The organism is Paenibacillus sp. FSL R7-0297, from assembly GCF_038009025.1.
In the GTDB taxonomy this organism is placed as follows: Bacteria; Bacillota; Bacilli; order Paenibacillales; family Paenibacillaceae; genus Paenibacillus_AQ.
Window position 1 is genome coordinate 1,155,634 of the sequence record NZ_JBBPAQ010000001.1, and the last position, 14,322, is coordinate 1,169,955.

Sequence of the window (14,322 nt, forward strand, 5' to 3'; positions counted from 1 at the left end):
GATAGATGGAGGATATATGTTAATTCAACTGATTGGCGTAGGCAAATTGAAGGAAAAGTATTTGGTCAGCGGCATCGCAGAATATGCCAAGCGGCTGACGCCCTACCTCAAGTTTCAGATGATTGAGGTGGCGGATGAGAAGGCACCTGACAACCTCAGCGATGCAGAGGTGGTTCAGGTGAAGGTGCGTGAGGGCGAGCGTATCCTCGCGCAGATCAAGAGCGAGGCGCATGTCATTGCGCTCGCGATTGACGGCAAGCTCTGGAGCTCGGAGGAGCTTGCCGCCGAGATTGACCGGCTCGGTACCTACGGGACGAGCCATGTCGTCTTCGTCATCGGAGGCAGCCACGGGCTCTCCGATGAGGTGATGCGCCGCGCCCAGCAGCGCATGAGCTTCGGCCGCATGACGCTGCCCCACCAGCTTATGCGGCTGGTGCTGGTGGAGCAGATTTACCGCGCGGTGAAGATCAATCGGGGGGAACCGTATCATAAATGACGGCTAAATTTTATTATTCTTCACATTAAGAAGGATAATCATAAAATAAGGAGAATAAAAGTACTATTCTAAATATAAACGGTGGGATCATAAAAATGCCAATAGCTATAGAGAAATTTGATAAAGCATACCACGAGAGATCACGTGATATGGCTCTTATGAACAATAACGATAGAAAAATAGTAGCGATGCACCTGGGTGGGATTATTATAGAATGTTTAATTAAGTTCATAGTTGTTAAACATTATAATATTAAAGAGAGGGATGGCATTTGGAATTGGATAGGAACTAGAAATTTATTGACAGCCACTAATATAATAAAAAACCCTTCCCATAGTTTGGTAAATGGTCTGAAATTGGTAGATCCCTTATACAATAAAATAGACATTACTATAAAAAAACTTATAGATAGACTGCAAAGGCCAAACGGTACTGATTATATTGATTTACGATACTTTTCAGGTGTTATTACAGATAAGGAGTTCGATGACTGGTATGATGCTTACATAGCAATTAGAAAATGGTTGGTTAAAAATTTAAAGAGTATGTGAGGTGAACTCAAATGGATATTTCTAAAGCATATAATGAATTAGTTGAATATTTTGTATCGAGTGAAAGTGAAGAATGGGTAGATATAAATGTAAACAATCTTAATCTTTTGAGCATTACCATAATAAGTGATAAATTTAAGAATATTGATTTTGATCAAAGATATAATAATGTTTTAAATAAAATTAAGATTACACTTCCCTATGAAGAAGGCTTTTTTGAATTGTACACGATTCAAGAGTCTAAAGAACAAGGGATACTTAAGCCAATACATAAAGAAATGGAAAGTAAACCTTCAACATGGAAGGAACTCTCGAGTAGTTCAAAAAATGAGAAGAAAATTAACATTGATGAAAATGAAACAAATAGAGTTAATACACATGGTCCTAAGATAGTGAGTTTTTACTCTTATAAAGGCGGTGTGGGTAGAACAGTGGCCTTAACTCATGCTGCTTATATACTTGCATCAAGAGGAAAAAAAGTAGTTATTGTCGATATGGATTTAGAGGCTCCGGGAATGTTAAATGTATTTAATCCAAAGCAATTTCAAAATCCTAGGTATGGGATTATTGATTATTTATATGAAAGGGTCACAAAAGTAGAGGAAATAGAAAAAAGGATTAAGATTACTGATATATTTTCAGAAGTGACTTTAAATGAAGTCTCTGGTAGATTATTTGTAGTCCCTGCGGGTAAGTTAGATGTGGACTACTTAGGCAAAGTAGATAATTTTAGAGCCAGTAGTATTATTACATCGACAGAAGACCACTGGAGTACATTTGTTCAGGAACTAAATAATCATTTGAAGCCTGATATAATCTTAATCGATTCCAGAACCGGGATTAATGGTTGGGGAGCTTTATCAATCTTGAAGCTTTCAAATAAAGTGCTATTTTTTGCCTATCCCAATGCGGAAAATATGAATGGTTTGAAGGTCATTTTAAAAGCAATGAGGGAGGTAGGCTATAAGAATTATAGTGTTGTTTTTTCTCGAATACATGATGATAAAATAGGCAAGAAAAGAGTAGAAGAACTGTGGGATTCTGTTAAGGAAGATGTATATGGCGAGCCAGTCTATGACGAAATTACTGGTGACCAAGTAACAAATTATGAACCAATAAAAGTATATTATAGTTCAGAATTAGCAGTTGCAGATTATTATCCTGTATCAAGTGTATATCATATTTTTTCTCAAATAGCTAATGAAGTTGATGAAGAAATAGAGGACAATGAGCTAATAAATGTATTATCAGGTGAAGACAGGTGGAGTTTGGTAGGTTCTTTGCCTTATGAAAATTTAGGCTTTAGTGAAACGGAAAATGATCCTACTTTATTTCAAAAGACAACTTACGTTGATAAGTTTTTGGATGAAGATGTTTCAATTGTTACCGGAAAAAAAGGTACAGGAAAAACCAAAATGTATTCTATGATGCTTAAACATTTAGATACTGTTAAATCGATATCAAGGGTGAATCTCGAAAAAGTTATTTCATTATCTGGACACGGCGATTATTCAGCTAGACCCATTGATGAATTCGACATTTGGAGTAATCTAGTGCAGTCCGGAAAATGCTCTTGGGAAAGTATATGGAAATCATACCTGTTGGTTGTATTACAAAAAAACGGGCTTATTGGAAGTTATAAAAACCCAAAGTATAAACAATTAAAGGAAATAATACAACCAGCAAAAAAGGATGTGTTTGGTTGGAAGTTAGAATACACTGAAATTATTTCAAAAATCTCAACTGATGTTATGCTATCTCAAATTGTTCAGGATTTATTCAGTGACATTGATGAGAGCCTACAGAAAAAAGAAGATAAACTATGGATACATTATGATAAATTAGACGAAGACCTAGAGAAAAAGAAGTATGGTGTTGCCGCGGTAGAAGGTCTATTCAAATTAGTTCAAATTTTTGAAGGAAGACACATTAGAAATATCAAATTCAAAATATTTATTCGTCAAGACATATGGGATGGACTAGGATTCACTAATAAGAGTCACTTTAAAGGTAAAACAATCAGATTAGAATGGAATCAGCAAGATTTTCTCAAACTAGCACTTAAGATTTCTTTAAACTCTGAATCGTTTAAACGGATTGTCGGAAAATATAAACCAATCCATCAAGATATTGATTTTATGGATGTTGAGTCACTAAAAGAGACACTTCAGTTACTTTGGGGTATCAGGAGACATAGTGGAAAATCGCAGTATGTTGTTAATTGGATCTACGAGCGGTTAACTGATGCGGATGGAAATACTTTCCCACGAAGCTTATTCATGCTATTGAAAGGTGCTCAAGAACAAGAATTAAAATATCAACATTCTACTCATATTCAACCGCCCAGAGACAGACTCTTACGTACCTCCTCACTTAATGAGGGTTTGAAGGATGCATCTTCTGAGCGATGTGATGCTCTGAGACAAGAATATGATAAATTAAAGGATGCGTTTGATTTGTTTGAACGTTTTAGTGATACCTTTAGTTTAACTGACTTTGAGAATGTTTATAAAAATACACATTGGAATCCTAAAGAGTTAATTGAGACATTGAAAAAAATAGGTGTAATTAGCGAAAAGGGAGTAGAAACATTTAAGTTTGCATATATTTATATTGATGGCTTTAAGATTAAACGAACAAGTAAAATATAGAAATTGAACAATTAAGGCCACAGATAGTTTTAAGTCTGTGGTCTTAAAATTATTTAGCCGTTATAGCATGTAAGGTGAACCGTATCATAAGTAGGGGCAAGTTTTTTGAGTTTCAAACGGTAGAGGATCTACCGGCAACCCATAGGGACGTAGAGTAAACCACAAACATCCGTAGCAGGTGCGATTGACTCCTGCTACGGATGTTTGTGGTTTTAGAGCGCTTCGCCTACTCGGTGAACCCGTAGCAGGTTGGTGGTTCCGGCGCAGCCCGCAGGGACTCCGGCGGTGATAACCACCAGGTCGCCATCTTGTACGTAACCGGCCGACTTGGCCAGTTCAACGGCGGCTGCTACGGCTGCATCAGTGCTGGAAGCGGACTCGCTGCGGAGCAGCGGGGTTACACCCCAGGTCAAGGACAGGGCGTATAGCACGCTCTCCTTGGTGGATACGGCGATGACCGGTGCATCCGGCTTGTGCCTGGCGATCATCCGGGCGGTAAAGCCGCTTTCGGTCAGGGCGAGAATGGCCTTGGCGGAGAGCATGAGGGCAGCGCGGGCAACGGCTTCACCGATGGCTCTGGTTACGTCGTTGGCAGCTTCGTCACTCTTGCAGCTGCAGCGGCCGTAGCTTCCCAGTACGGACTCTGCGCGGGCGGCGATACGTGCCATAGTCTCGACGGACTCCAGCGGGTACTTGCCTGCGGCGGATTCGCCGGACAGCATGACGGAATCGGTGCCGTCGAAGATGGCATTGGCGACGTCACCCGCTTCCGCACGGGTCGGACGCGGGTTCATTTGCATAGACTCCAGCATGTGGGTGGCGGTAATAACCGGTTTGCCGGCCAGGTTACACTTCCTGATCATGTCTTTCTGAACCAGCGGCACGTCCTCCACCGGCAGGTCTACGCCCAGATCGCCTCGGGCAACCATCAGGCCGTCGGCTACCTCCAGGATGGCGTTCAGGTTCTCCACGCCCTCGTCATTTTCGATCTTGGCGATGACTTGGATATGGCCGGCCTTGTGCTCGCTGAGGATACGTTTGATTTCGAGAATGTCTTCGGCTTTGCGGACGAAGGATTGGGCGATGATGTCGATGTTCTGCTCAATGCCGAATTCGATGTGCCGGATGTCCTTCTCGGTTACGCCGGGAAGGCTGGTTTTGACGCCGGGAACGTTGACGCCCTTGCGCTGCTTCAGCTTGCCGCCATTCTTGATGAGGCAGGTGATCTCGGTGCCTTCGGCATGTACGACCTCCAGACGGACCAGACCGTCATCGATCAGGATGATGCTACCGGCCTTCACATCTTGGGGCAGCTGCTTGTAGGTGACTTGAATGCGGTCCTTGGTGCCGAGCACTTCCTCGGTGGTCAGAACCACGGCTTCACCCGATACCAGCTCCGCGTAGTCCGAGGCCATTTTGCCGATGCGGATTTCCGGACCTTTGATGTCGATCAGGACGGCAACGTATTGGTTCAGCTCTTTGGCTGCTTCCCGGATGCGCCGGATGCGCTCCGCGTGCTCGTACAGCTCTCCGTGGGCGAAGTTCAGGCGGGCGACGTTCATACCGGCTTGGATCAGGTTCCGGAGTATTTCGGGGCTTTCGCTGGAGGGACCGATGGTGCAGACGATTTTAGTTTTGCGCATGGCTTTTTTCTCTCCCTAATAATTAATATTGAACTCTTGTGAAAAATTTCCCTAACTCATACAATAAAGTATAACGATCCATCAGAAAAATATATATATTTTCGTTTTTCATCAATTTTGATGTAGAAGGAAGGTCATCTTATGAATCTTCACGCCCTTAAAATATTCCACACCATCGCTGAAAAAGGCGGAGTCACCCGTGCCGCAGAGGAACTACGGATCAGCCAGCCTGCGGTTACGGCCCAGGTACGCAACCTGGAGAAGGAGCTTGGCATTCAACTGTTAGCCTCCAAGGGGCGTGGCATTCTATTGACCGATGCAGGTCAGATGCTGGCCAGCCATGCCAAACGACTGTTTGCGCTTGAGCGTGAGCTGGATGAAGCGGTCCGGGAATACAAGGCCGGGTTCAGCGGTATCCTGCGGATCGTCGCCACCTATCTGCCAGCCAATCTGCTGCTGCCGGAATGGCTGGCTCTCTACAAGCAGGAGCATCCTTCCGTGGAGGTGGTCCTGACCACGGCCAACTCCCGGGAAGCAATGGAGAGGCTACTGCAGTACAATGCGGAGGTGGCCGTCTACGGAGGCGGCTGGGAGGAGCAGCCGGGCATCGAATGGGAGGAGCTTATGGAGGACGAGCTCTGGTTCATTGTACCCAAAAACCATCCATACGCCGGGAAGAAAATTACATTAGCGGAAATGATGAAGGTTCCTTTCATTCTGCGTGAAGAGGGAAGCTCTACACGGGAGCGCCTCTTCTCCTTGTGCCGGGCTTTGAACGTGAATCCTCCCAAGGTCGGTCTGCAATTTAATGGGGTGAATGAGATGGTTCGGGCCGTCATGGCGGGCTACGGAGCCATCTTTATCTCCTCCCTGGCCGTAAGGGACAATGTGGAGCGCGGGGATGTGGACCGTGTGATGGTCAATGGCGCTTCTCTGCTGAATCCGATTGCCGTCTGTACCCGGAAGCAGGGGACGTTGTCGCCGGCAGCGGCAGCCTTCCTCTCACTGGTCCGGGAGCAGTCGAAAGGATGGGCAGGAAATTAACTGTTACGATGTGGCAAGTCACTCCCTAATTATGGTTCATGCGGATATTTTGAACGAACTAGCACTTTTCTTCTTACAAAAGGAGAATGGCATTATAATAGGCTAAACTTGCCGCTAAAGACAGCGCGGTGAACCGTATCATAAGTAGCAGCAAGTTTTATGGTGGGTAACTGCCTAAAAGGCGTGGAAAAAGAATAGCATGGCGAGGGTTTACACTAAGTAACTTTCTCTGAAAAATCCTGCTACAGAGGCGATATGCTGTGATTTGAGGGCATAGAGCTGGACGGGACTTACTCCTATTTGGCATCAGATGACGATAGTGTACAATGGAATCGTTGTTTGATAGCCGTTTTTTGTCCTCTCTTTAGTCTAACTTTTGAGAGGGTAAAGTGTCCAACGTTATGCGGTTTGAAATACAAATGGCCGGTCGTATAATTTTTCCATTACAGGGAAAGATAAAACCGCAGGATTTTGATTCCTTTTATGAAGGAGAAGACTATGGTTGAAAAATACGACCCTCAAATGAAAAATCATCAAATGTCCACATGGCTTGATGAATTAAAACAGAAATTAAACCATATGGATGATGCCGAAATTGTTGAGCACAGAATGGGTCCCAGTGCCTCAGTCCATCTTTTATACATAAAAACGTTAATCGATCCAGAGCGTTTAAACGAGACGATTATTCAGCCACTTCATCGTTCTGCCGGCAATTCGCTTTCTTCATGCATAACCAATGCCAAAGTTTCGGAAGTTCTATCGATCGAAGATGCTGAGCAAAAAATAATGCAAGGATTTATTCTTCTAAACGATTCAGTCAACGATCAGTGGTTAGGCGTCCAACTGGAAAACCCTCTTGGTCGGGCAGTTGAACCTTCCCAAACGGAAACGGTTATATATGGAGCGAAAGACAGCTTCAGTGAACAAATCGATAAAAACATTACAATGTTGCGCAGACGTTTGCCTATAACTACATTAAAAACGGAAAGCTTTACTATCGGTTCACTGAGTAAAACGAAAGTTGTGTTACTGTACATAGACGGATTAACTAATCCAGAATTTGTTTCCCTTGCAATAAAGAAAATTGAAAGTGTGGATTTCGATCAATTTTTAGACTCCTCTCAGCTTGCAGCTTTTATTGAAGATCATAACCATACGGTCTTTCCGCAGTTTCTACAAACGGATCGGCCGGATGCCTGTGCCTACGCCTTAGGTGAGGGAAAGCTGACGCTATTGGTTTCCAATTCACCGTTTGCTTTAATTGCTCCCATTACTTTTTTCCATCTACTCCAATCTCCGGAAGACTACTTCCTTCGTTGGCCGGTAGCCAGTTTCTTACGTTTAATCCGGTACGGAAGTTTTATTGTTTCTTTGACGATGATTCCTTTTTATGTTGCGTTAACGACATTTCATTACCAAATGGTTCCGCTACCGCTTCTTTACGTATTATTGGAATCGAGAGGCAAGTTGCCCTTTACTCCGTTTGCGGAAGGATTTTTCATGATCGTAACGCTGGAAATCATCAAAGAAGCAAGTTTGCGAATGCCGACCAAAACCAGTCAAACTTTAGGGGTTATCGGTGGTATCGTCATTGGACAAGCTGCTGTAGAAGCAGGCTTTGCAAGTAAAGTATTGATAGTGTTGATGGGTATATCCGCTATTGCTTTCTTTTTAGTTCCCAATTATCAAGTTACAAAATCCATGGTGCTGATGCAAATTCTTCTTCTTATCCTTGCATCGTTTCTTGGGTTGCCGGGAATCGTGATCGGGCTAATCGGGATTCTTGCACATCTCCATGCATTAACATCATTAGGTCAACCTTATTTAGCACCGATTGCTCCTTTTTATGGAAAGGATTGGAATGACCTCTTTATCCGCGGCCCTTTAATTTGGATGAAAACTCGTCCGAAATATCTAAAACCACTACGGAAATGGCGACAGGAGATGAAGAAGTGAAGAGTTTATCCTTATATAATCGAACTTCCACCCTTGGCGGTATCTATTTCCTTCTCTTAGTGAATCGCATGCAAATGCATTATTTTATTTTAATCATGCCGGTTTATTTGGTTCATTCGTATATGGTTTGGGGAATTGTCGTGATGGGGCTACTGTCCCAGCTTAATTTGATGATGATGTCCAAATGGTTTACTTCAAGTTATGCAGCGAAAGGCTATCAAGGATTTTTACAGCTTTTCGGGAAACGGCCGGTTCAAGTTTTCGCAATACTTGGATTTTTAATAATATTGTTAAAAATTTCAATCATCACACTGGGATACATTGAAATGCTTCATAATTTTATTTTTCCATCTATGGATACAAGGTGGCTGATCCTATTTATTCTTTTGATCAGCTTATATGTGGCTTCACATGGAATGGAGAATACATTGCGTTTTGTCGTCATCGCCTTTCTTTGCGGGGCTTGGATCTCAGTCCTGTTTATTCCTTTTTTCTTCCAACCGGATGCCAATTACCGCGATTTGTATCCTCTCATACCCACCGAATGGTCAGGACAATCATGGCAAGGTTTGTTGTTTATTTGGTCGGCATTTTCCGGTCCGGTATATTTGGTTTTTATGGTTCCATGGTTAAGCTCCAATAAAAAAATATCGAAATACCTGGTTATTGGAAATATGATGTCGATCATGGAATATGTATTATTGTTCGTTGCTTCGGTATTGTTTTACGGATCACACTACTTACGCAAGATCGATTTTCCGATAGGATATATGGGAAGCTACATTCAAACGAGCGGTTTAGAACGAATCGATTACATCCTTATCTCTTTCCATATGTTTAATTATGTGTTTGACATTTCAATTCTTCTGTTGTGTTTTTATGGAGCCGGAAGAATCTTTATGAGAAAAATGAAAGAACGCACAACTCGGATTGGTTTATTGTCGAGCTGGTTCGTCATTTTGATAAGCATCATCTTAATGGATCAATGGTTATGGCAAACGGTTCCGGGTCAAAAGATGTTACTGAACCTTCAAATCTGGACCGGCTCATGCATTTATTTACTTATTCCTGCGATCCTTTTCATTGCAGTTAGACGAAAGGAGAGTATGTAGGGATGGTACCATACAAGCACTATGGTTTATTGGCGGTTGTAAGCCTTATGTGGATGGCCGGCTGTTCTTCCCCATATGTCGAGAACAATAAGATCGAAGAGATTGCTCCGGTAGTTTTCTGGTCGGTTGACAAGGGGACGGAAGGAAAGTTGAGAATCAGCACTTTAGTACCACCGCTCATCCAAGAAAAAAAACGTCTGCTCTCCAAGGAAGTCGATCTGTTAAAGCAGGGAGACCAGAAGTTTAATTTAATTTATTATCGGGAATTAAAGCAGGGGCAGCTGCGAATGTTATTAATTAATGAGGAGCTGGCAAAAAAAGGAGGCATTGAAAAGCTGATCAATACCATACTGGTTGATCCCGATATTTCAATGCGTGTCTATTTGTTGATTGTCAGAGGCGATTTTGATGAATACATAAAAAATCAATTGACGGTGCAAGACAACCAGGATTATTTCCTTTATCGGATGTTAAAGCATTACGAGGAGCATAATCAAGGTGAAATGAGCATCGTCAATATTCATAAATTCATGAAGAAGGTATATTCTCCTTTTAAAGATCCGGTCCTGCCGGTTTTTCATTCGGATAAGGACAATTTCAATTACGTAGGAACAGGCATCTTCCAAAATGATAAAGAAGTAATGGTCATTCAAGACGTGGACGATAATATTTTTCAACTTCTGGATAACAATCATTTCCTAAAAGTCTTGGCCATTCCAAAGTTATCTATCAGTTTAGGACGTATTCGATCCAATGTTCGCATGAAACTATCGAGCGACTATTCATCCTTGTCCTTACATGTGGGATTGAAAGGAAGAATTGAGGAATACCAGGGAGAATTGAATATTCAAAGTGAGGAACAATTGGAACAATTAATTCATGAAATTGAGGTCTACCTTGAGGAACAAACGTCAGATTTATTAAAACGAATGCAACGTTGGAAAGTGGATCCCTTAGAGGTCGGAACCCATTCGCTTAAGCCGTTTTCTAAAGAAATAACGGATGAGCAATGGTTGAAACATTGGGAAAATATGAAAATTAATGTTGACTACGACATCAAAGTACATCCTTTGATTAATGGAGTGGTTGATGTGTTTCAAAACAAGTAAATCGTTCCGAGCCGCTTAAGAGCGCATGATAAGATGGGCATGCCAGTATATCGACGCTAATCGGTGAGGGATATCAAATCATTACACTGTAAAACAGATGAACGATCAGGATCCCAGATACCCTATCGGGGAACGAAAAAAGACAATACACGACTCGCCATTCGAGTTTTGAGCTGTCTTTCTTTTTGTTATTCAAAAAATAATTTCCGGGAAACGCATGTACTACTTCTTTTCGGCAGTACATCCCGTAATCCGATTACTATTGGAAGAAGGTAATCATAGTTAGCCCGCGTCACATCCTCCATGCGCTGGGTCACAGCATCATACTGCTCCATCGGGATAAACTCAAGGATAGCTATGGTGATGCAGCTCCATGTTACGGAGAACGTATCACAAGTAACTACAAATTTTTTTGATTTATGGGCCATAAGGAGGAAAAAATGACTGAATTATTAGCTCCAGCAGGAAGTATGGAAGCTTTAAAAGCTGCAATATCTAATGGTTGTGATGCAATATACTTAGGAATGCAAAAATTTGGTGCACGTGCATACTCCTCTAATTTTGATTTAGAATCGTTAAAAGAGGCTGTTACATATGCGCACCTGAGGGACGTTAAAATCTATGTTGCCATGAATACCATCGTTTTTGATAACGAAGTTGAAGAGATGAAAGAGCAAGTACGCGAATTAAATGAAATCGGTGTGGATGGCATTATCGTCCAGGACCTGGCTGCTTTCGATTATATCGTTAAAAACTTTCTGGATATGGAAGCACATTGTTCAACTCAAATGGGAATAGACGATGTAGACGGAACTTTATTATTTAAAGAACTTGGTGCTAAGAGAGTTGTTCTGTCCCGTGAGGTTGAGATAGAAAAAGTAAAAGAGATCAAAAGAAAAGCTGAGATCCCTTTAGAAATTTTCGTTCACGGTGCTTTATGTGTATCTTATTCGGGGAACTGTCTAATGTCAGGATTAATGGGCAATCGAAGCGCAAATCGCGGAAGATGTGTGGGTTCATGCCGTAAGGAGTATGAACTCATGGATAAGACAACAGGTACATCTTTAGGGAAAAACCATATTCTATCTACCAAGGACTTAAACACAATCGACTATATCGAGGATTTAAAAGAAATCGATTCTTTAAAAATCGAAGGCCGAATGAAAGTGCCTACGTATGTTGCTAATGTGGTATCCAAATATCGCATGGCCTTAGATCATAAAATAACCGAAGAAGATAAAGAAAATCTAAAAAAAACATTCAATAGAACATTTACTAAAGGATATTTGTTTCACGAAGATAAGAGAAATATTACAAACATTTTAAGACCTAATCACTTTGGTTATGAAATTGGAACAATCAGCAAGATTGTTAAAGACATGTATGAAATAACACTTACACGTCCTTTAAATCAAAACGATACAATCAGAATAAGTCACAACAATGAAGATGTTAATCTGGCTGTTGCCAAACTGTACGATAAAGAGGGCGAATTAATCAACAAAGCAGACGATGTCTGCTATATCAAAATCAAAGAAAAGGTGTCTACGGGAGATTTAGTATATAAAACGAAGGATTATTTCTATAACAAAGAATTAGAAGCATCACTGGAAAAAGAATTTAAGCGGTTTGACCTTGATATTAGAGTATATGCATCTCCAGATTCAAAGCTTGTCATAGATGCGGAGGGCTTAGGCTTTACTTATTCATATGAAAGCGAGGAAATACTAGGCGAAGCCATTAATAATCCAACAACGAAAGACCAGGTCATCAAGCAATTCTCAAGATTAAATGATACGATATTCGAACTTAATCATGTCGAGTATGAGGAATGCAATGCATTTATTCCAGCTAAACTGTTGAATGCAGCAAGAAGAGATATTGTACTGGGCTTATATGACTTAAAGCTTAACAGCCAAAAGATAAGAACCAAGGCTTTGGAAGCAAAGAAAAAAATAAGCTTTGCCCCTGAGGAACCCTACCTTACGGCCTCTGTAACGACTAGGGAGCAGTACGAGGCTTGCGTGAGCTGTGGAATTAAGGAAATCTATTTTAAAAACGTGGTTAGAAGAAATCAGAATGATTATAAGGCAAAAGAAGGGCAGCTACTCATCGGAGGATATGGTGGAATTTATCACTACAGAGGAACGAATCCGTTTGTTACGGACTATTCTCTAAATGTTGTTAATGCTACTAGTTGCTATGAATTATATAAATTAGGGGCAAAACGAGTCACTTTATCTTACGAATTGAATAAGAGCCAAATTGAAAATTTAGTGAATGCTTATGTTGAAGAAAATGACGGCTATCCTGCACTGGAAATGGTTGTATATGGCAGGGTGCCTTTGATGTTTACCAAATATTGTCCGATGAAAAAAATGAATCAATGCAAAATTTGCAGAACGAAGAGCTATGAGTTAAAGGATGAGCACGGAACGTTCCCTATCCTTTCCCATAATGATTGTACAACGACGATCCTGAATGGGAAGACGCTTAATCTTCTGGATGAGCTACCCAACCTCAAAGGAATCGAGGCGCTCCGATTAAACTTCACCGTTGAATCCAAAGAGCAGGTTGTGAACGTCATTCATATGGCGTCAGGTAAATTAAATGGCTCAATGAATAATGCTGTCTTTAATCAGGAAACAGACACAAGAGGACATTTTAATAAAGAGATTGTGTAGGCAGCCAAAGGGATGGTTCTGGCGATAGGATGGCGGGAGCGAAACCAACAGCGGCAGCGGCTAGATTATGGCGTACATAAATGCCCGGACGGCAGATTCTGCGATTGGGGTATTCCTCGTATTGCTGACCAGTATATCGCTGTCTTTCTTGCTAATCGTTCAGCTTAACATAAAAGAACAAGAAAGAGCCGCCCAGTACTGGGCGGCTCTAAAACTTGCCGCTTCAACTATCGCAGTGAACATGGCAGAAGTAAGGAAAATCTTTTTTAGAGGCATTCTTTTGGTTTAGTCTTTTTTTATTTAAATTTGTATAACAGAGTTGACTTCGTGTATAGTTTGGTATACATTGTGTTTAGTATACTTTACTAAAGGCGGTGTCATACATGACTTATCAAGAAAAGAAGAGCATCGTATCGCTAATCAGCACCATACTCATTTTTACAGTGTATTTGCTGTACAGATACCCACAGTATCCCAATGAAGTGTTGGATTCAAACGTAACCTTCCATTACTGGGGATCCTTCATTCTTGTATTGACCTTAGTTTCCATTGCAGCACATATCGTGATCAGCATTATTTTTAACATCATCTTCCGTATGACGACGGGTGAAAAGGAACCTACATTCGCGGACGAACTGGATAAGCGCATCGACTTGTTGGCCTTCCGAAATTCATTTGCTATGTTTGTCAGTGGCTTCCTTCTGGCTATGGGCTCATTGGTTATAGACCAGCCTTTGAAGGTGATGTTCATCGTCCTAATCGTCGCTGGATTTCTTTCAGACGTAACAGGTTCAATATCGAGACTGTATTACTACAGGAGAGGAGTCTAAGATGGGTAAAGTTCCTGTTGGCAATTACATCAGAAAATTACGATTCAATCTTAATGAAATGACCCAGCAGCAGCTGGCCGACAAGGTAGGTGTAACCAGACAAACGATCGTAGCTCTTGAAAAAGGAAATTACTCTCCTTCACTGGAGTTGGCCTTTCGTATTGCTCACGCCTTTAACTTGCCGCTTGAAGAGGTATTCTTTTACGGGGAAAACTCATAGGAGCCATGGGGGAAATAGATAGGGGG

At 41.6% G+C, this 14,322-nt stretch carries 11 protein-coding genes; 10 read left to right on the plus strand and 1 reads right to left on the minus strand.

What is annotated here, in order from left to right; genetic code table 11:
- Window positions 1–16 precede the first annotated feature (16 nt).
- The 3 genes from rlmH (at window position 17) to MKZ24_RS04970 (ending at window position 3,698) form a co-directional block, all read left to right on the plus strand.
- Window positions 17–496: a 23S rRNA (pseudouridine(1915)-N(3))-methyltransferase RlmH gene (gene rlmH, locus MKZ24_RS04960; protein ID WP_340781526.1), complete on the plus strand. Its 480-nt coding sequence runs from the start codon at window positions 17–19 to the stop codon at window positions 494–496.
- 95 nt (window positions 497–591) lie between these two features.
- A complete protein-coding gene (locus MKZ24_RS04965; RefSeq protein ID WP_340781527.1) occupies window positions 592–1,047 on the plus strand; it encodes a hypothetical protein in 456 nt (151 codons plus the stop codon).
- 11 nt (window positions 1,048–1,058) lie between these two features.
- On the plus strand, window positions 1,059–3,698 hold the full coding sequence (locus MKZ24_RS04970; protein ID WP_340781529.1) for a P-loop ATPase, Sll1717 family: 2,640 nt from the start codon (window positions 1,059–1,061) through the stop codon (window positions 3,696–3,698).
- Between the two features lie 212 nt (window positions 3,699–3,910).
- Here the strand turns inward: MKZ24_RS04970 and pyk are convergent, their stop codons facing one another.
- Entirely contained in the window at window positions 3,911–5,341 is a 1,431-nt protein-coding gene (gene pyk / locus MKZ24_RS04975; protein ID WP_340781530.1) for a pyruvate kinase, read from the minus strand.
- Between the two features lie 141 nt (window positions 5,342–5,482).
- Between pyk and MKZ24_RS04980 the strand changes: the two genes are divergently transcribed.
- The 7 genes from MKZ24_RS04980 (at window position 5,483) to MKZ24_RS05010 (ending at window position 14,296) form a co-directional block, all read left to right on the plus strand.
- On the plus strand, window positions 5,483–6,385 hold the full coding sequence (locus MKZ24_RS04980) for a LysR family transcriptional regulator (protein WP_340781531.1): 903 nt from the start codon (window positions 5,483–5,485) through the stop codon (window positions 6,383–6,385).
- Between the two features lie 498 nt (window positions 6,386–6,883).
- Window positions 6,884–8,341: a spore germination protein gene (locus MKZ24_RS04985; RefSeq protein ID WP_340781532.1), complete on the plus strand. Its 1,458-nt coding sequence runs from the start codon at window positions 6,884–6,886 to the stop codon at window positions 8,339–8,341.
- Window positions 8,338–9,453, plus strand: a complete 1,116-nt coding sequence (locus MKZ24_RS04990; RefSeq protein WP_042241143.1) for a GerAB/ArcD/ProY family transporter — start codon at window positions 8,338–8,340, stop codon at window positions 9,451–9,453. Before MKZ24_RS04985 ends, MKZ24_RS04990 begins: the two co-directional genes overlap by 4 nt.
- A 2-nt stretch (window positions 9,454–9,455) precedes the next feature.
- Window positions 9,456–10,562 carry a Ger(x)C family spore germination protein gene (locus MKZ24_RS04995; RefSeq protein ID WP_042241140.1) on the plus strand — a complete coding sequence of 369 codons (1,107 nt, stop codon included), beginning with the start codon at window positions 9,456–9,458 and terminating at the stop codon, window positions 10,560–10,562.
- Window positions 10,563–11,002: 440 nt separating this feature from the next.
- Window positions 11,003–13,246 (plus strand): U32 family peptidase, encoded by a 2,244-nt coding sequence (locus MKZ24_RS05000; RefSeq protein WP_340781534.1) that lies wholly within the window; start codon window positions 11,003–11,005, stop codon window positions 13,244–13,246.
- 383 nt (window positions 13,247–13,629) lie between these two features.
- Complete coding sequence (locus MKZ24_RS05005) at window positions 13,630–14,076, plus strand: hypothetical protein (RefSeq protein ID WP_042241133.1); 447 nt, start codon at window positions 13,630–13,632, stop codon at window positions 14,074–14,076.
- 1 nt (window position 14,077) lies between these two features.
- Window positions 14,078–14,296, plus strand: a complete 219-nt coding sequence (locus MKZ24_RS05010) for a helix-turn-helix transcriptional regulator (RefSeq protein WP_042241132.1) — start codon at window positions 14,078–14,080, stop codon at window positions 14,294–14,296.
- Window positions 14,297–14,322 lie beyond the last annotated feature (26 nt).